This window comes from Paenibacillus sp. FSL E2-0178 (assembly GCF_038593005.1).
Classification (GTDB): Bacteria; Bacillota; Bacilli; order Paenibacillales; family Paenibacillaceae; genus Paenibacillus_AQ; species Paenibacillus_AQ phytohabitans.
The window spans coordinates 6334674-6354372 of sequence record NZ_CP151953.1 but is presented as its reverse complement, the minus strand read 5'-3'; the positions used below and the strand labels follow the sequence as shown (position 1 = coordinate 6354372).

11 protein-coding genes are annotated in these 19699 nt (G+C 52.1%); 5 read left to right on the top strand and 6 right to left on the bottom strand.

From position 1 onward, the window contains the following. Nucleotides 1-1016: 1016 nt before the first annotated feature. From MHI42_RS27615 to MHI42_RS27595, 5 genes are all read right to left on the bottom strand, one after another. Nucleotides 1017-1895: a sugar phosphate isomerase/epimerase gene (locus tag MHI42_RS27615; protein WP_342421259.1), complete on the bottom strand. Its 879-nt coding sequence runs from the start codon at nucleotides 1893-1895 to the stop codon at nucleotides 1017-1019. A 55-nt stretch (nucleotides 1896-1950) separates the two neighbouring features. Next, entirely contained in the window at nucleotides 1951-2973 is a 1023-nt protein-coding gene (locus tag MHI42_RS27610; RefSeq protein ID WP_042139624.1) for a LacI family DNA-binding transcriptional regulator, read from the bottom strand. Between the two features lie 64 nt (nucleotides 2974-3037). Continuing rightward, nucleotides 3038-4612, bottom strand: coding sequence for a DUF3502 domain-containing protein (locus MHI42_RS27605; protein ID WP_342421258.1), 1575 nt, complete (start codon nucleotides 4610-4612; stop codon nucleotides 3038-3040). A gap of 79 nt (nucleotides 4613-4691) precedes the next feature. After that, on the bottom strand, nucleotides 4692-5579 hold the full coding sequence (locus MHI42_RS27600) for a carbohydrate ABC transporter permease (protein ID WP_042141583.1): 888 nt from the start codon (nucleotides 5577-5579) through the stop codon (nucleotides 4692-4694). Nucleotides 5580-5622: 43 nt separating this feature from the next. Beyond that, complete coding sequence (locus tag MHI42_RS27595; protein WP_231637716.1) at nucleotides 5623-6558, bottom strand: ABC transporter permease subunit; 936 nt, start codon at nucleotides 6556-6558, stop codon at nucleotides 5623-5625. A gap of 465 nt (nucleotides 6559-7023) precedes the next feature. Between MHI42_RS27595 and MHI42_RS27590 the strand changes: the two genes are divergently transcribed. Next, the gene (locus MHI42_RS27590; protein WP_342421257.1) at nucleotides 7024-10350 is read left to right on the top strand and encodes a cellobiose phosphorylase; all 3327 of its coding nucleotides are present in this window, start codon (nucleotides 7024-7026) and stop codon (nucleotides 10348-10350) included. Nucleotides 10351-10396: 46 nt separating this feature from the next. Further along, a complete protein-coding gene (gene bglX / locus MHI42_RS27585) occupies nucleotides 10397-12562 on the top strand; it encodes a beta-glucosidase BglX (RefSeq protein ID WP_342421256.1) in 2166 nt (721 codons plus the stop codon). A 286-nt stretch (nucleotides 12563-12848) separates the two neighbouring features. Here the strand turns inward: bglX and MHI42_RS27580 are convergent, their stop codons facing one another. Continuing rightward, on the bottom strand, nucleotides 12849-13619 hold the full coding sequence (locus MHI42_RS27580) for a DeoR/GlpR family DNA-binding transcription regulator (protein ID WP_171718302.1): 771 nt from the start codon (nucleotides 13617-13619) through the stop codon (nucleotides 12849-12851). Between the two features lie 908 nt (nucleotides 13620-14527). On the opposite strand from MHI42_RS27580, the gene MHI42_RS27575 reads away from it, so the two are divergent. Genes MHI42_RS27575 through MHI42_RS27565 form a run of 3 tightly spaced genes read left to right on the top strand, consistent with a single transcriptional unit; the run spans nucleotide 14528 to nucleotide 19668 of the window. Beyond that, nucleotides 14528-15496, top strand: coding sequence for a metallophosphoesterase family protein (locus MHI42_RS27575; RefSeq protein WP_342421255.1), 969 nt, complete (start codon nucleotides 14528-14530; stop codon nucleotides 15494-15496). 25 nt (nucleotides 15497-15521) lie between these two features. Further along, the gene (locus MHI42_RS27570; protein WP_342421254.1) at nucleotides 15522-16403 is read left to right on the top strand and encodes a DMT family transporter; all 882 of its coding nucleotides are present in this window, start codon (nucleotides 15522-15524) and stop codon (nucleotides 16401-16403) included. A 40-nt stretch (nucleotides 16404-16443) separates the two neighbouring features. Continuing rightward, nucleotides 16444-19668 carry an ATP-binding protein gene (locus MHI42_RS27565; protein WP_342421253.1) on the top strand — a complete coding sequence of 1075 codons (3225 nt, stop codon included), beginning with the start codon at nucleotides 16444-16446 and terminating at the stop codon, nucleotides 19666-19668. The last annotated feature ends 31 nt before the right edge of the window (nucleotides 19669-19699 follow it).

The following is a 19699-nucleotide window of genomic DNA, read 5'->3' as shown; positions in this document are numbered from 1 at the left end:
TATTCCCCTCTCCGACTCCATAATTCGAGAAATCTACCTGTTAGCCTAACCTCGGAGGGTTGCGGGTCTATGTTCACTTTTATGAGTGTATTAAGAGTAAACCTCCTGTAATTCAATGTATATAATAAATGGTACAAAACTGTAACCAATTGAGCTGTTACATTATTGCTCTGCGGTTTAAATAATAAGTACAGAAGCTTACTAACATACAGCAACTAAGAGCAACTAAGGAAGTGAACGAGTATGATAAAAAAGGACATTCAACATGCGCTCCTCTCCAATCTGTGGCAACGCGTTCACTTGATCAGCGGAGAAACCTACACCGGAGTATGTAAAATAGATCACTCATCAGACGCACTGCATATCGCAACGAACCAAGGCAGCTTCACTGTCCCTTACTGGACAATCAAGCGTTTCGTTTAAGGCCTAGTTTCCGCGAACTGTCACCAAAATAAAGTATCTACCTCTGTTTCCTTCGCCGGACTCACTTTTGGCGGAATGACTCAGGGGTATTTACGCTTCTGATTCACGCCGGACTCATTTGGACGGAGTCCGGTGTTTTTCTGCTTCTCTTTCCTGCGCCGGACTCACTTTGGACAGAATCAAGTAACCATGTTTCCTGCAAGTGCGGAATTCTGACGGTTGGGCGGCTTCAGATCCGGTATTGTTGTACTTTTTGCAGGATTTCTGGCGGTCGAGCGCTTCAAATCCGGTATTGTTGTACTTTTTGCAAGATTTCTGACGGTTGGGCAGCTTGAAGCCCTTTATTGTTGTATTTTCTGCAAGATTACTGCGTATCGGCAGTTTTGAGTCCGGTATTGTTGTATTTTCTGCAAGATTCCTGGCGGCGACCTATACTCCCTCTCATTCCCGCGTCCTTCCCGCCTTATTCCCGCGCCGACGTATCCCGCTCCCGGCCAGCCCGCTTTCACTCCCCTTCCGGGGGAGTAGTTCCATATACAACAAAGACCCCATCCTCCACATGCGTGGATAACGAGGTCTTGTTGTCGTCAAAGTCAAACCACCGGATTCGGCACAATGCTGCCTCCGCGGCAATTCTTCAAATAATTCAGGGCATGTACCTGGCCGGTCATCTCCAGCTCATCACGGTAAACCGGATCATGCCAGCCTTCGATGTCGATCGTGCCCTTGTAGCCGCCCTGGCGGAGAATGGTGATAATATCGGTCCAGTTGGTATCGCCGAAGCCGGGCGTGCGGTCCCATACATAAGGCTTCGGACCATGAATCCCGTATTCCTTGATTATATCCCAGCCGACAGTGACATCCTTACCGTGCACATGGAAGATCTTATCCACCCATTTGCGCAGCTGCGGGACCGGGTCAATCAGCGCGGTCAACTGGTGGGCAGGCTCCCATTCCAGGCCGAGATTATCTGCCGGAACGCTATTGAACATCTTCTCCCAAGCTGTAGGGTTATGCGCGATATTCCAGTCGCCCTTCTGCCAGTCCCCGCCCATCGCACAGTTCTCAAAAGCAATCCGCAGACCCTTGTCCGCGGCCCGCTTCGACAATTCTCCGAATACTTCGGCGAATCTCGGCAGGGACTCGTCAATTGAAGAGCCGGGCAGCCGCCCGGTGAAGCCGCCGACAATGTCCGTGCCGAACAAGTGGGCATGTTCAATCAGCTGTTCCCAGCCGGCCAGTGTATCTGCGCTCTCAACGTTGCCGCCTAGCGGGTTGCCATAGATCCCCACGGCGGAGATGACGAAATTATGCTCGGCAGCAAGCTCGCGGAGCCGCGCAGCCGTCTCCACTAAATCTGTATCACCTGTCGTCTGCCAGAAATTCAATTGGAAGGATTCGAAGCCATGCTTCACAATCTGCGGAATGACCTGGACGGCTTCACCGCCCCGGACCAAAGTGCCTATTCTCAAAGATTCTTGCATCCTGGATATCAACTCCAATACGTTTATAGTCAGCGCCCTGCTGTTATCGGCTCTTAATCATTTTGCAGGAGCCCCGTTTTAGCAAGACTGCATCATAGACAATATGCTGATGGTTCGTGCGATTCGAAATAAGATCAAATAATACCCCTACACTGGATAGAGCCATTTCCGTACCCGGCTGGCTGATCGTATCCAGCGCAGGATGATAATATTCTGCCATCTCAATGCCGTCAAAGCCGATAATCGAAATATCATCAGGGATGGACAAGCCGGCGGTAAGCACAGCCTTGGCCGCACCGATGGCAATGGTATCGGAAGCAGCAAATATTGCGGTCACCGCTCTGTCCCGGTTAAGCAGTCTGCGTGCAGCGTTGAAGCCCGAGCTCGGACTGTATTCACAATCCTCTACAAGCCCGGCATTGTAAGGCAGATTATTTTCTTCTAATGCCAGCTTATATCCCATAAGCCGCCGGCTGCCCGTAGTTTCATCCAATAAAGGTGATTTGGCCAGAAAGCCAATGTTCTTGTGTCCAAGTGAGATTAAATAACTGGTTGCCTTGTAGGCCTCTTTCGATTCATTGATGGTTACGCTGGAGAATATGGCCGGGTCCACTTCCTGGGATGTAGTAATCGTCGTCAGTACAAACGGAACCGTCAGCTGCTTGAACTTCTCTTCGGAATGGTTATACGTACCGCCCATGAAAATAATCCCGCTTAAGTTCTTCTCCTTCACCAGTTGAATCGCCGCATTGATCTCATCGGTTCCATCCTCTACCTGATGGATGAGAAACGGATAGCCGCGCAGATTGACCTGCCGTTCAATTTCCTTGATCATGATGGCGAAGAACGGATTGGTAATTCCCTTGACCATGAGTGCAATGTTCTTGGATTGCGTGGTTTTTAAATTCCGTGCGTTGGAATTCGGAATATAATTGTATTCCTTCACGACACTCAGAACCTTCTCGCGGGTCGCATCACTCACCAGTCCCTTATTGTTGATGACCCTGGATACAGTCGAGATGCCGACTCCGGATATCCGCGCGATATCCTTAATATTAACGTCCACACTACTCCCCCATTTATAGGTAAGGGAGCTATAGACTATAGCTCCCAGGTACCTCTACATTCCTTTAGTTGACGGGTACAAATTCTGCCAATTGTTTCTCTACTTCGGCAATGACCTTGTCAATTCCTGCTTTTGTCAGCTGGTCGCGGTAATCTGCAACGGCTGCTTTTGGATCTTTGCTTGTTTTACCCAGCATCAGCTGAATACCGAGCTGTGCATTGACGTTCGAGATCGAAGCAATTTCAGTTGTTACATTCGAAGGATCGAAGCTGAAGCCGTTATACGGATCATCGATTGCTTCTTTATCCCATTCAGCAAACAGGTCTTTACGGATCGGGTTCTCAGTATCACTCGGAATCACGAACTTGTCGTTTCTGAGGGACCAGGCTGCGAAGCCTCCGCCGTCTGTTTTTTCATTGAAGCCTTCAGGCTGCTTCTTAACACCATCTTCAATTACATAATGCTTGCCTTCAATACCGTATTGCATCAGGTTGTAGTAGCTTTCATCGGTCATGAATTTCTCAATTACCATCAGAGAGCGCTCTGGATTAGAGGAATTCGCGCTGATTACTGTCGAGTTGTCTACACCCATTTTACGCTTGATTTTCTTGTTCGCTTCAGCAAAAGTATAGAAGCTTGTAGGAGAGTCAGGCAGTGCCTTGATATCTCCGCCGTACTGCCCGATCCAGTCCTGGGCATGAGTCAGATAACCCGCAGAGTTCGCTGCTCTGAAGTTGTCCTTGCTGCCGAGGGAAGCGGACAGAACGTCTTTGCCCCAATAGCCCTTGTCGCCCCACTCACGCATTTTCACAGCCCAATCTTCGAATTCCTGGGTGAAGGCTGGATGGAATACGGTCTTGTAATCCTCCGGGCTCTTGGTGACCAGATTCAATTCATTCAGCGAGATACCAGGTGCGTTCAGCCACATGTCTGTAGTATCTACGAGCATTCTGTACATGTTCTGTGCATCCTCAGCCTTACCGTTAATTGGCGGGAAGGATTCGTTGGCAACCACATTATCCATGTATTTAACCATGTCATCGATTGTCTTAATTTCGGTCATGCCGTATTTCTTCAGCAGATCCGTACGGTATGCATAACCGGCAGGCGTGTATTCACTGAACAGACTCGGTACGCCGTAGATTTTGCCATTGACCTTGGTGTTCTGCCAGGAGGCTTCAGGAATCTCCGCCTTCAGCTTAGGCGCCACCTTGTCCAGCATGTCGGTAATGTCAGTCAGCGCCCCTTCAGTAGCCAGGGTGTAGTAAGACACAGCGGCCCCCGGAGAAGCATGCGACAGATCGAACGATTCGCCGGAAGCGAACAGCAGCGGATACTTGGTAGCTACGTCCGGCCAGTCAATGTACTTGATTTCAAGTGTAGTATTCAGATCGGCCTTAAGCTTCTTATTGATCTCAGCCAGAATTTCTTTATTGGTAACTCCTTCACTGCCCCACAGGTAGTACACCAGCTTTGCTTCCTTAGAGGTGTCTACTCCTCCGGCATTAGTGGAACTGGATGGAGTGTTGGACGAACCTGAATTATTTCCATTTGCATTATTGCTTGACGAACAAGCGGATAGCACTCCAGTAAGCATGAGGACAGCAGCTAGAGAAGAAGCAATCTTTTTACCTTTCATTCGGTAAGCCTCCCTTTTCTTTTCTATATTATGGATTTTGCATCTATAACAAACACCCTTCGATTGAAGCAGGCGTCTATTAACCCTTAACAGCACCGACGGTAAGACCGGTTACGAAGTAACGCTGAATGAATGGATACAGGAGAATGATCGGGCCTGTGGCCAGCACGGCTGTAGCCATTTTAATGGATTGAGTTGGCAGATCGGCTGTATTAATGACCGCTCCCGAGTTGATGAGACTGCCCATATTCGCCTGGTTGATCATGCGCTGCAGGAAGTACTGGAGCGGGAACTTGGTCGGAGAGTCCATGTACAGCATCCCGTTGTACCACTCATTCCAGAAGCCCAGCGCCGAGAACAGCCCGATAGTCGCCAGTGAAGGAACCGCCAGCGGCATGAAGATCCGCCAGTAGATGCGGAAATCGCCTGCGCCGTCAATCGTGGCTGATTCATACAGGGAATCCGGGATCGCCTTCATGAAGTTACGCATCAGGAAGATCGACCACGCCCCTACCACAGCCGGCAGAATCATGGCGAACAGGTTGTCTTTCATATGCAGATGCTTGACCATCAGAATATAAGTCGGAATCAATCCTCCACTGAACAAGGTTGTGAAATAGATCAGGAAGGAGAAGAAGTTACGGTATTTGAAATCCTTGCGGTTCAGGACAAATCCGGCCATGGACATCATGAACAGCCCGAGCACCGTACCTACGACTGTGATAAAAATCGTAACCTGATAAGCATCCACCAGCTTGGAGGAGTTACTGAGCAACAATTCGTAGGCCTTGAAGGAAACCTCATTCGGAATCAGCTTATATCCCTCGCGGACAATCTCCTGCTCATTCATGAAGGAGGAAGAGATCATCAGCGCAAAAGGAAACACACAGAACAGTGCAAAGATCGTGATGCAGATGTAACTGATCACTTTTATGAAAACACTGCCGGAATCCTGTTTGATTTTAATAGATGTACTTGCCATTTTCATCACCCCTGTTTCGTGTCTTGTCTTAGAACAACGCGCTGTCCGGTTCAACCTTGCGTACAATAAAGTTAACCACAAGCACCAGGACCAGGCCGAATAAGGATTGGTAGAATCCTACTGCAGCACCCATCGAGAAGTTAAATTGTCCCACCAGGGAGCGGAAGACATACGTATCTATGATATCCGTCTGCGGATACAGCACGGAGTTTGTGCCAATGAGATTGTAGAACAGGTCGAAGGAGCCTTTGAGAATCCCGCCCATACCGAACAGCAGGAGCAGTATAAAGGTCGGCTTCAGAATAGGCAGGGTCATGTAGCGGATCCGCTGCCAGGTAGTAGCACCATCCATGTAGGCAGCCTCGTACAGATCATGATTGATCCCTGTGATCGCAGCCAGATAGACAATCATACCGTAGCCGGTACCCGCCCAGATCTTGAAGGCCACAATAATGTATTTCCAGATTCCCGGATCGTTATAGAACTCGTAACGGTCCAGCCCTGCCCCCGAGATCATCGTATTGATGAATCCGGAGTTGAAGTTGAAGAGATTGTAAGCAAACACACCAACGATAACCATCGAGATAAAGTTTGGCAGGAGAATAACGGACTGGGAGATCTTCTTGAACCATTTCCCGGTTATCTCCGACAACATGATGGCAAACACAATCTGAATAATATTACCTAAAGCAAGGAATACCAGATTGTAGAGCAGCGTATTCTTGGTGATATTCCAGAGCTCTCCGGTCTGCACCAGGAATTCAAAGTTCTTCAGACCGATGAAATCACTGCCAAAGATACCTTTGTTGAGCTTGTAATCCACGAATGCAACATAAGCGCCGGGCATTACCGCATAATGAAAGACCGCGAAATACACAATGACAGGCAGCAGCATGAGATACAGCACTTTGTTCTTAAACAGTTCCCGGACGATATTTCCGCCCGCATGTACAAATCTTGCCAATGAGCCCACCTCCAAATTGAACGATGCATTCTTACAACATGCATATCTTTGTTTCACTTCTTGTCCTGCAGCCGGAATGACAACTGCGTGCATACCTTTAATAATTAACCGTATTGGACAGTATAGAAACGTTTCCATTATTTCTTTGTGTTTCCCCTTGCTCAGAGCATACTCCCAAGTTGTATACGCTGTCAAACATTTTTTATTTTCGAATTACAAGTAAAAAAATTACATTCAGCGTTACAAAAACGATAATTCGGTCGTTTTTTCGCAGATAATTGACTTTTTTTCGTCTTCAGACTAATATCGAGATGTATCACTTATGGAAACGTTTCTATTTATTCTTTACACGGACATGTCACCTTGTTCTTGTGACATCTGATGATGAATTCCCCCTAACTAATTCATGTCCCAATCACGTACTGGAAAGAGAGGGTTATTATGATTTTCAAACAACAATCAAACATGATTACCTTAACCCGGGATGACCTTAGTTATACGTTCCTGCCAACAGGAGACATCTTCGAGTTCACCCATGAGTCTACTCTCATTAATCAGTTCCAAGGCAATCCTGTAGATGGTTCAGCTAATAATATCTATCTGCGCGTGCATACGGAGCAAGGAATCAGCAGCTATCCTTTACTCGGAATCCGCTCGGGCTCCAAGCTGTCCCATAGTCAAGACCAACTGATTTTTGAAGGTTCTATAGAAGCTATCAGCTACCGTGTCACCTTCGCGCCCGCCCGGGACGGAATCTGGTTCTGGCATATTCAGCTCTCCGGCAGCGGTGAGACCGTGGATGTGATCTACGGACAGGATATCGGTGTCGCAGGCAAAGGCGGCGTGCTGGCCAATGAGCTGTACATGAGCCAATACCTGGATCACAGCATCTGGGAAGGCACGAACGGCTATGCCGTATGCTCCCGCCAGAACCAGCCGCAGGGGACTGCCTTCCCTTATCTGCAGCAGGGTGCAGTGGGTACCCGCGCAGTAGGTTATTCTACTGACGGTATGCAGTTCTTCGGCGTGTCCTACAAAGGCAGTTACGTGCCTGAGGTGCTCAGCGGCAATCTGCAGAACCGCAATTATCAATACGAGCTGGCCTATACCGCGCTGCAGACAGAGCTTATAACGCTGTCCGCTCCCGCTGAATTCGCCTTCTACGGGCTCTTCCGCCCTACTCATCCGGCTGCTGTAACAGAGCTAGAGTTCCAGGCCGAGCTGCAGGCAGCTTACGATGAAATCGACTGGAGCGCGGGTGAGGCTGCGCCGGCCAGAGATGTGCCTGTGCTAAGTACTGATATTGGCGCACCTTATGTCTCTGCACAGTGGTCACAAGCTGAGATTGAAGCGGCTTACCCTAACCGGAAGCTTGAAGAAATTGAGAACGGGGAACTGCTCTCCTTCTTCACTGAGGAGCATGTCCATGTTGTTCTGCAGCCCAAGGAGCTGCTGGTTGAACGTCCGCACGGCCATATCATCACTACGCTGCTCGATAAAAGCCAAGTCGATAACAACCTAATTTCTTCCACTAACTATATGTACGGAATCTTCAACGGCCAGACGGTTGTCGGCAATACCTCTTTCCATAAACTGCTCTCCACACCACGCGGCCTGCTGAATATTCAGCGGAACAGCGGACAGCGGATCTATGTCCGTCTGGATGGGGTCTACCGGATTCTTACGCTCCCGGCAGCTTACGAAATGGGCGTTAACTTTGCCAGATGGCATTACCAGGTTGAGGATGATCTGCTCACGGTTACCGTCTTTGCCGCAGCAGGCCAGCCGGATGTTGCCCTGCAGGTTCAGTCGAAGCTCGGCAAATCCTATGATTATCTGATCACGAACCAGCTTGTTATGGGTGAGCATGAATTCCAGCAGCCGGTAAGAGTTGAAGCCAAGGACGGTATTCTGCAGGTTCTTCCTGACGAAGCGTCTGTACAGCAGCTTCCTTATCCCGGTCTGCATTTCGATATCCAGCTTCCGGGAACTGCCTATACGTACAGCGATGACCGGATATTCTATACGGACAGACAGCCGCGCAACGGAACGCTGCTGACGATTTCCGTCACGCAGTCGGCAAGCTTCCAGCTTGTAATCCAAGGCCGGCTCACACAGGCCGACAGTCTTCCCCTGGTCTCTCCTTACACTCCGGAAACCGAGGAAGCGCTGTTTAAAGGCTTCTATGAAGCATTTACTTCGGGCTTCCACCTCCAGCTTGAAGGAGAAGAGCAGTCACGGATTGATATTCTGAACGAAACTGTATGGTGGTACACCCATAATGCGATGACCCATTTCATTATGCCGCATGGCCTTGAACAGCCGGGCGGAGCCGCATGGGGCACACGCGATGTATGCCAGGGGCCGATGGAGTATTTCCTGATGACCCAGCATTATGAGCTGGCCAGAAATGTACTGCTGAAGATCTACTCCCATCAGCTGTGGGAGAGCAAGGAATGGCCGCAATGGTTCATGTTCGACCAGCATCCGGTACAAGCCCATGAATGGCATGGCGATGTCGTACTCTGGCCGCTGAAATGCATCAGCGATTATATTATGGCTACAGGAGACTACACGATCCTTCAGGAACAGGTAGCTTACCACCATCTGGCAGATGCCCTGCCAAGCCAGCAGACCGAAACGGTGCTTGAGCATGTCAAAGCTGCTGTAGAGACGATCCGCGAACGCTTCGTACCGGGCACTTCCCTGATCAATTATGCCGGCGGCGACTGGGATGATACCCTGCAGCCTGCTGATGAAGCCTTGAAGACCAAGCTCGTAAGTGCCTGGACTGTCGCTTTGGCCTTCCAGGTCATCCGCAACCTGTCGCAGGTCACTACAGCCGATGCCGAATTCTCCGCCAGCCTTGCTGTAATGGCCGAAGAGATGAAGGAATCCTTCCGGACGCTGCTGATCAAGGATGGCGTAATCGCCGGCTTCGCCTACTTCCAGGAAGACGGAAGCATTGATTATATGCTTCATCCGCTGGATCAGCAGACGGGCATTAAGTACCGGTTACTGCCGATGACACGCAGTATCATCGCTGAACTGGTCACCCCTGAACAAGCGGTTGCCAATTTCCGCCTGATTGACGAGTATCTGAATCACCCGGATGGCGTGCGGCTGATGGATCGTCCCGCCCGCTATGAAGGCGGCGTAAGTACGATCTTCCGCCGTGCCGAGCAAGCCGCCAGTGTCGGCCGCGAGATCAGCCTGCAGTATGTGCATGCCCATATCCGCTATCTCGAAGCTTCCGCCAAGCTTGGCGAAGCTGAGCGCGCCTGGGAAGGCCTGTTCCAGATCAACCCGATCAACATCCGGCAGAGCGTCCCTAATGCCCAGCTGCGCCAGAGCAATATGTACTTCAGCAGCTCGGACGGGAATTTCCCTGACCGTTACAGCTATCAGCAGAACTTCGATCAGCTGCGCGACGGCAGTGTAGAAGTCAAAGGCGGCTGGCGCCTGTATTCCAGCGGTCCCGGAATCTATCTCAACCAGCTCATCTCAGCAATCCTGGGTATCCGCTTCAGCGAAGAAGAGCTGATCATTGATCCGGTACTGCCGGCCAGTCTTGACGGACTGCGCTTCACTTATGAGTGCTTCGGCCGTCCGTTAACCTTTGTTTATCACATCGGCTCAGGCCCGGCTCGTACTCCGGAGCTGCATGCAGCGGGAGTTGCGGTTACCGGCCAGGTCCTGTCCAATCCGTACCGCCCGGGTGCCGTAAGCATCGCCAAGAACAACCTGCTTACACTGCCTGGTGATGAACTGCATATCTATTTGGCACAATAATATATACAGACGATAACTTTCAGTACGCTTAACGAAGGAGTTAGCCATGACTAAACCGTTTATCCAAGATCTCGTGAACGATATGACACTAGACGAAAAGATGGCCCAGCTAACCCAGCTCGGTCCTTACTATTGGGGTCTGGATGATACCGTGGATTTAACGGGTCCATTCAAAGAATTGAACATCAAGCCGCAGGTGATGGAGAACATCGGAAGCGTTCTGAACGGCATTGGCGCACGGAATGTCATTGAGCTGCAGACCCGGCATCTGGAATCCAGCCGCCAGAAGATTCCGCTGCTCTTCATGGCGGATGTCATTCACGGCTACCGGACCATCCTGCCGATTCCGCTGGCGATGGGCAGCAGCTTTGACCTTGAAGCCATCGAACGCTTCGCTGAAATCGCAGCCAGAGAGAGCGCCGCTGCCGGTATTCACGTCACCTTCTCCCCTATGACTGACCTCGTGCGCGATCCGCGCTGGGGCCGGGTGATGGAGACCTCCGGTGAGGACCCTTACCTGAACGCCCGCGTGACCGAGAGCATGGTCCGGGGCTATCAGGGGACAGACCTGAAGGAGCCGGGGCGGATCGCAGCCTGCGTGAAGCATTTCGCCGGCTACGGCGCGCCCGAAGGCGGCCGTGAATACAACACGGTGGATATGTCCACCGGTGTACTGCGCGAATTCTATCTGCCGGCTTATAAAGCTGCAGTAGATGCCGGTGTCGCAATGGTCATGGCCGCGTTCAATACCATTGACCGGATTCCGGCCAGCGGCAACAGCAAACTGCTGCGCGGAATTCTGCGGGAGGAATGGGGCTTTGACGGCGTTACCATCGCCGACTTCAACTCTGTGAATGAGCTGGTGCCCCATGGCGCTGCGCAGGATGGCCGCGAAGCCGCCCACAAAAGCCTTGCCGCAGGTCTGGATATCGAGATGATGTCCACCCACTATCTGAACCACGGGGCCGCACTGGTCGAAGAAGGGCTGCTCGATATCAGCCTGATCGACGAAGCGGTCACCCGGGTACTGGAGCTGAAGGATGCCCTCGGGTTGTTCGACAACCCGTTCAAGGATGCCGATCCGGTGGCAGACGAAGCGGATAAGCCCAGCGCTGAGCACCTGCAAGCTGCACGGGAACTCGGTGCAAGCTCGGTGGTGCTGCTGAAGAACGAGAATGAAGTGCTGCCGCTGAAGCGGGGGATGAAGATCGGTCTGGCCGGTCCATTCGCCACCTCTATTCATGTACTGGGCGGCTGGGCAGGCGCCGAGAAAGATCCGGCAGTCTCCCTCTACACCGGCATCACCGGCAAAATCCCGGCAGCAGATATTGTTACAGCAATGACCGGCGAGCTGGGAAGCATGCTGGAGGGTGTCTTCGATGTGGAAGACCACGCTGAGGAAGCCTTCGAACAGCTGAAGGATTGCGATGTCATTCTAGCCGCTGTCGGCGAGAACCAGCATGACACCGGGGAAGGCGGCAGCAAAGCCAGCCTGCGGCTGTCCGCGAATCAGGAGAAGCTGATCCGGCGTCTGAAGGATACCGGCAAGCCTGTCGTCACCATCGTATTCAGCGGCCGTCCGCTGGAGCTTGCGCCAGTGCTTGATGCAAGCGACGCGCTGGTACAGGCCTGGTTCCTGGGCAGTGAGTCGGGGAATTCCATTGCGGATGTGCTGTTCGGCGATTATAATCCGTCCGGACGCCTGTCCATGAGCTTCCCTTACTCTGTGGGACAGATTCCTGTGTACTATAATGCTTATCAGACGGGACGCCCGTATGATCCCCAGTATCCGAATGTGCGTTATGTAACCCGGTATCTGGATATCCCGAATGATCCGCTGTTCTGCTTCGGCTATGGCCTGAGCTACTCCAGCTTTGCTTACAGCAGCTTCAACGTTGAAGCTGCGGCTGATGGCCGGGTGCTCGCCTCCATTGAGGTAGAGAACACTTCGGAGGTTACCGGCAAGGAGACCGTCCAGCTCTATATCCGCGATGTTACCGCAAGTGTGGTCCGTCCCGTGAAGGAACTGAAGGGCTTCAAGCAGGTTACCCTCGCCGCGCATGAGAAGCAGGTTATCACCTTCGAGATCACCCGCGAGATGCTGATGTTCTACGGCCAGGACGATGAGCTTGTGTTCGAGCCCGGAGACTTCGATATAATGATCGGCCGGAACTCCGGCGATCACGCTACGCAGCGGATCTGGATCGGCTGAGATGCTGCTAATGGCTGCACTTAGCCTCAGGCAGGTGAGTACAGCTTCAGTTAGCTGCTTATAGCTTCAGGCGGGTGAGCACAGCTTCAGATCGCTTCATATAGCTAGCTTCAGGCGGGTAAGCACAGCTTCAGATTGCTATCCATAACCAGCTAGCTGTACACCAGAAAGCCGCCTATAGCTGGCGGCACACCAGAAAGCGCCAATCTTCCTCACCTTAGGGTGTAAGAGGATTGGCGCTTTTTTTGATTTTCTATGCGGCTTCTGTAAGTTATGCTCCTGTATGTTATGAACCTGTCAGCAGCTCTATATCCAGCCGGGCAAAGGTATCCTTCCACTCCCGGGTGCAGCCGCTGTCGGTCAGAACCATGGAGATATGTTCCATCGGGGCAATCTGCGCAAAGGTAGTGACTCCGAATTTCGAATGGTCGGCGACCAGAATCGATTCTTCGGCCCGTTCCATCATTTTGCGGGAGATGAGTGCTTCTTCAAGATGATAATCGGTAATTCCTTCCGAGAGTGACAGACCTCCGGCAGAGATAAAAGCCTTATTCACCTTGAACTGGCCCAGCAGCTCATGAGCGGTGATGCCTACAGCCGCCTGATAAGCGGCATTCACCTCACCCCCGGCAAAAATAATCTTCCCCTGAAACTGTTCCAGCGCACAGTTCAGGACCGGAACCGAGTTGGTAATGACCGTCACGTGGGCGCGGTCTGTAAGCTGGCGCATAATCTCAAGCGTGGTCGTCCCGTTATCAAGGATTACTGTCTCGCCATCCTGAATAAGCGAAGCCGCGAGCCTGCCAATGGCCTGCTTGTCCGTCAGATTCATCTGGGAGCGCTTCATGAAGGTGGGTTCATTATTCCCGGAACGAATCCGCACGGCTCCCCCATACACCTTGCGCAGACGCCCTTCCTTCTCCAGACGGTCGAGATCGCGCCGGATCGTCTCTGTGGTTACAGCGAACCGCTCAGCCAAAAAATGCACCTGCACTTTCCCCTCCAGATCCAGCTGGGAGAGGATGGTCTGCCTGCGTTCTTCATAGGTCAGGGACATGTATGATTCCTCCAGTTATAGTGAATTCGCGTTCGCGAATGCTAATTGCCTTATCCGATTTAGGTTACCCATATGTATATGTAATGTTGTTTTGAGTGTATTGTTGTTGATTTCCTCAGTATATGGAGCCGAATCCCACTTGTCAATGCAGCTGCTTTTATCAAAAGATTTCTCTAGTGGACGAGTGTATCTGCTTACGCTTACGCATCAGAAGCCTTAAATCCTTAAATCCTTAATTCCTTAAATCCTTAATTCCTTAATTCCTTAAGTTTCTTTACTCCACCAATGCTCCCTGCATTTAGCGTCATTATCTTCTGTTCACACACATGCCTGCGGTTTGCGTACGTATCGAAGGTGGCGATGAATTGAATAGTTGTATTTCGTACAGTTAAAAGTTAGCTAAAGCGTGAATTTATTGCGATAAATGTATTCTGTACAACTAAACATGGCGTGTAGCGATCATTCAGGGAATGGCGGTCTATTTAATTGTATAGAATGCAGTTAAAATGCTCTGGCGCACCTATCCGGCAACTTTAGTTGTACAAAATACAGTTAAAGCCTGCGAAGCGAGAAATCGCTCTGCTTCAAGCAGGAGTAAAGTTCCGCACCGGTTATACTTCCAACTATAGTTCTATTGCACTCTGTACACTAGAATTTTGTAAAAGGAGTCTTTTGGAGTGAAATGAGAGGAACCAGTTGTATGAAATACAGCAGAATGAGATTTCACACCGGTTTGAGTGAATTCTATTGCAGAAAGTGCAATCCATCCAATTATAGATTGACAGAAACGGATTATCATCCTAAAATCAACATGAAACAACATAATAAAATACAAAACAACACAAAAGCACTTTAACACCTAATGAACTAAATTCATAACTTTATTCAGGCAGAGAGGGGATTTTCACATGAAGCACAAATTATCATTCCGCCAGGACGGAACCTTTACCATCGTACAATTCACCGATCTTCACTGGATGGATGGAAGAGCCGAGGATCAGCGAACGCGGGAGCTTATGGAACGCGTGATGGAAGCGGAGCAGCCGGATCTCGTTATTTTCACAGGAGATCTGATCTATACCGGACCTGTCCCCGAAGGAGAGAAGGCATGCGAGCAGCCCAAGCGGGCGTTCCGGGAGGCTGTGGCTGCTGTAGAGAAGAGCGGTACTCCCTGGGCCTTCGTCTTCGGCAATCATGATACCGAGCAAGGTGTCTCCTATAGTGAGCTGATGGATATTGCACTGGAGCACCCCCACTGCCTGGCTGAAGCAGGTCCGGCAGAGCTGGCCGGTTCTGGCAATTATACGCTTGAGATCGCGGGCACCGGCACCACGGCGGGCGCCATTCTCTATATGCTGGACACCGGCGCCTACTCCGTGCTTGCGCAGATTCCCGGCTATAACTGGGTCCGGCAGAGCCAGATCCGCTGGCTGACGGAGCAATCGGCCCGGCTGAATCCCCAGGCAGGTGAGGACAAGCTGCCTGCACTGGCATTCTTCCATATCCCGCTCCCGGAATATGCCGAGATGTGGTCCACGCAGACCTGCTACGGCCATAAATTCGAGCAGGTCTGTGCTCCGGTGCTTAATTCGGGACTCTTCACAGCTATGGTGGAAATGGGCGATGTGGCAGGTGCTTTTTGCGGACATGATCATGTTAACGACTTCACCGGCAGCCTGCATGGCATCCGGCTCAGCTATGGGCGGGCCACCGGCTACAATACTTACGGGCGGGAAGGCTTCATGCGGGGTGCACGTGTCATCCGGCTGACTGAGGGCGATAAGCAGTTCGAGACTTGGCTCCGGCTTGAGGATGGCTCGGCTCTGCTGGAACAACCCTCCCATCCCCCTGCACCTGCCGCTGATTCAGAACACTAATCATTTCTTAAGGGGTTGAAATTTAATGCTGCTGCCAATTCTTTTGGTTCTGGCTTCCGGGATGTGTCACGCGGTGTGGAGCATGTTCACCAAAAGAAGCCGGGACAAAAGCATCTTCCTGTGGTCGATCATGATGATCTCTACTATTCTGCTGCTCCCTATCCTAATAACCGAGCTGTGGACTCACCCGCTTGCAGCCGGAGCTTATGCCCTGCTGCTGCTGTCTGTAGCGCTGCAGGCCTTGTATTCCTGGCTTTTATCCAGAACCTATGAGATGGGTGACTTATCACAGATATATCCGGTGATGCGGGGGACGAGCACGCTGCTCATCCCGCTGATCGGTGTTCTTTTTCTGGGCGAATCGCTGTCTGTCTATGGATGGGCCGGCATTGCCTTCATGCTCGGCGGATTCGCAGTGCTCAGCGGACTGGGCTCCAGAAGCTCATCCGCATCCCTATCTGCATCCACATCCGCCGCCTCCCGGAAGTCCGGATATACGCCGATTCTTATGGCGCTCTGCGTGGGACTCTGCACAACCTGCTATGTATTCGTCGATAAGCTGAACCTCCAGCATATGTCTCCGCTGGCGCTGCTTGAGGTCACCAATATCGGTTTTGTCGCCGGTCTGACACCGGCAGTCCTGAAATCGCGCAAGCTGCTGGAGGAGTGGAAGAGCAACAAGTTCACCATCCTGCTGGGAAGCGTGCTGAATCCGGGCTCGTATCTGCTGTTCCTCTTCGCGCTGCAGCAGGCGCCGCTCGCCCATATCAGCCCGTTGCGGGAGATCGGGACCATATTCGCTACGTTCCTGGGCATCCTCCTGCTGAAAGAGCAGCAGGGCTTGCGGCGGATTCTGTGCTCTGTAGTCATCTTCGGCGGCATTCTGCTTGTCGGGGTATGGGGGTAAAGCAGGCACCCGCCATTTCCCGGCAGGATAACCTCGAAACATGTCGAATAAAGAACGTATGATGAAGACTAACTTAACGAAGCAAACCATGATCAATACCAAAAGCATATTGAATCTCAAGCATGCTCTGTTGCTGCTATTATATCTGACCCTCCTGATCAGCATACGTTATCTGTGGTTCAACGCGTATGCCGCGCCGGAGCACCCGGAAGTGAAGCAAGGTGTCCTGGATATGCGGGGCTGGGACTTCGAGAATTCCCGGTCTGTGCGGCTGGATGGTGAATGGGAATTCTATCCCGGCCAATTCCTCACCCAAGAGAGCTTCACCGGGCTTACCCCGGCTGCGCAGCATGTTGTGCAGGTTCCCGGCGACTGGAGCAGCGGTTTCCCTGAAGAAGGACATTCTTCCTTCGGCTACGGAACTTACAGGCTGCGCATTCTGGTTGACCAGCTGCAGCAGCAGCCGTATGGCTTCTGGATTCAGCGTATTCAAGCTTCCTCCGGCATTGAGATTAACGGACAGACTGAGGGCAGCTTCGGTCAACTGGCCGTGAGCCGCCAGGACTACAAACCTAAGGCTGTTTCCTATACGGCGGCCTATAATGCGGCAGGACAGCAGGAGATCACGCTGCTGGTCCGTGCAGCCAATTACGACCACCCGCTTGAAGGCGGGATTGTCCGCTCCATCCGTTTCGGCTCCCAGGCAGCGATTGATACAGAACGATTGTATTCTATCGGCTTCCAGATGGTCACTTTTGTGATCATGCTGCTGCATGCGATGTATGCGGGAATTCTATTCTTTTTCAACCGCCGGCAAAAAGCGTTCCTGGTGTTCTGCCTGCTGCTCCTGGCGGTAGGTGCTTCAATAGTGACCGATAATGATACCCTGCTGCTGCTCTGGCTGCCAATCAACTATACCTGGGCGCTGAAGCTCAAAATGCTGGCTTATCCTGCGATCTCCCTGTTCATGCTGCTGCTGACCCGCAGCTTCTCCGCACAGGAGCGCCCGGGCCGCTTGTTCAAAGGTTACCTCCTTGCCCTGTGCCTCTACACCGTCTATGTACTGGTACTGCCTGCGCAGTATGTTGTATATGCAAGGCCTCTCTTCTCAGTGCTCTACCTGCTTCCGGTCGCAGGCGTCGTATACTCCATTGGCCGTATGGTTGCCCGGCAGGAGCAGGACTCCGTATTTCTGCTGTTTGCCGCCGCGGCTATCGGCTCCAGTGTCCTTGGCGGATCCTTGGAATCGAGCAGCAAAGCAAGTATTCTGTATTATCCGGTAGATGTCATCGCAGCCATCATCGGATTCTCCGCTTACTGGTTCAAGCGGTATTTCCGCAATGCAGAAGAGAACCGGCTGCTTAACCAGCAGTTGAAGGAAAGCGATCATCTGAAGGACCAGTTCCTGGCGAATACTGCACATGAACTCAGAACACCGCTGCACGGCATCATCAGCATCGCCCAAACCGTAACAGCGAAGGAGAAATCCCTCCTGGATCATCAAAGCTACCAGGATCTGGAGCTGCTCATTACCATCAGCCGCCGGATGTCCCATATGCTGAATGATCTGCTCGATGTGACCCGTCTGCAGGAGAAGCGGATATTATTACAGCGTGAACCGCTGGCCATCGGGCCGCTGGTAACCGGAATTCTGAATATGTTTGAATTCATGACGGACAGCAAGCAGCTGCAGCTGCGTAACGAATTACCCGCTTCCCTGCCGCCCGTATGGGGGGATGAGAAGCGGATTGTGCAGATTCTCTATAACCTGCTGCGCAATGCCATCAAATACACGCAGGCCGGAACAGTCACCATATCTGCCGAGGTTACCGGCAAGACCGCAAAGATTAGCGTGTCCGATACCGGTATAGGCATCGACAAGGAGACACAAGCGAGGATCTTCTCCCCTTATGAGCAAGGGAGTAAAGGCATCAATGACGGAGGCGGAATCGGGCTCGGCTTAAGCATCAGCAAGCAGCTGGCAGAGCTTCACGGCGGAGACCTTACCGTGGATTCCGAACCCGGGAAGGGGTCCGTGTTCACCTTCACCCTTCCCCTCGCATCTGCTTCTGAGGTCCGGCATGCGCCGGAAGAGGCCGCTGCTGCAAGGATGAATGACAGCCCGGACATGGAAGACCTTCTGCTTGAACAGGGGAGACTGTTATTCAAGCAGCCTGATACCAGCGGCAGCGCTGCATCACAGGAGATCCCTTCTCACCCTCAGATACAGCTGCAGGAGACCTCCATGACGGCCAAGACTCTTATTCTCGCCGTGGATGATGATCCGGTCAATCTTAAGGTGCTCGCCAGCATACTCTCGGATGAACAGCATCAGCTAGTCACCGTCACCAGCGCCCAGGAAGCCCTGGAGCTGCTCGGCACCGAACCCTGGGACCTGCTGATCGCCGATGTCATGATGCCGTACATGTCCGGCTACGAGCTGACGCGGATCGCCCGGCAGCGCTTCTCCGTCTCGGAGCTGCCGATCCTGCTGCTCACTGCCCGCAATCAGCCGGTGGATATCTATACGGGATTCTTATCCGGAGCCAATGATTATGTCGCGAAGCCCGTGGATGCTCTGGAGCTGAAATACCGGGTCCGCTCCCTGACCGGACTGAAGCAGTCTATTAATCAGAGCCTGCGGCTGGAGGCTGCTTACCTGCAGGCGCAAATTCAGCCGCACTTCCTGTTCAACACGCTGAACGCACTGCTGGCCTTAAGTGAATTCGACCTCCCGAAGATGCGTGATCTCGGAGAGGCGTTCTCCTCCTATCTGCGAATCAGCTTCGACTATATGAACTCGCAGCAGCTAGTCGGACTGTCCCATGAGCTGGAGCTGGTTGAGTCCTATCTGTTTATTGAGAAGGCCAGGTTTGACGAACGCCTGCAGATCGAATGGGATGTGGAACCGGAGATCGAGCTGCTCCTCCCGCCGCTTACCCTCCAGCCGCTGGTCGAGAATGCGGTCAGACACGGCCTGCTGAGCCGGAAGGCCGGCGGACTGCTGCATATCCGTATTCACCGCCGGCAGGGGTACACATCGTTTGAAGTAGAGGATAACGGCAAAGGGATGCCTGATGAGCAGGTTCTTCATCTGCTGGATGACAGCGGACTCGGCTTGCCTTCCCGCGGCATCGGACTGCTGAATACCAACCGGCGGCTGACACAGCTGTATGGCCAGGGACTGGTCATTCACAGCCAGCTTGGAGCCGGCACCACCGTTTCTTTTGTTATTCCGGAGCGGAAGCAGCCGGAAGATGTTTAACTTCACGGTTATGCCTATCAGTCACAACACA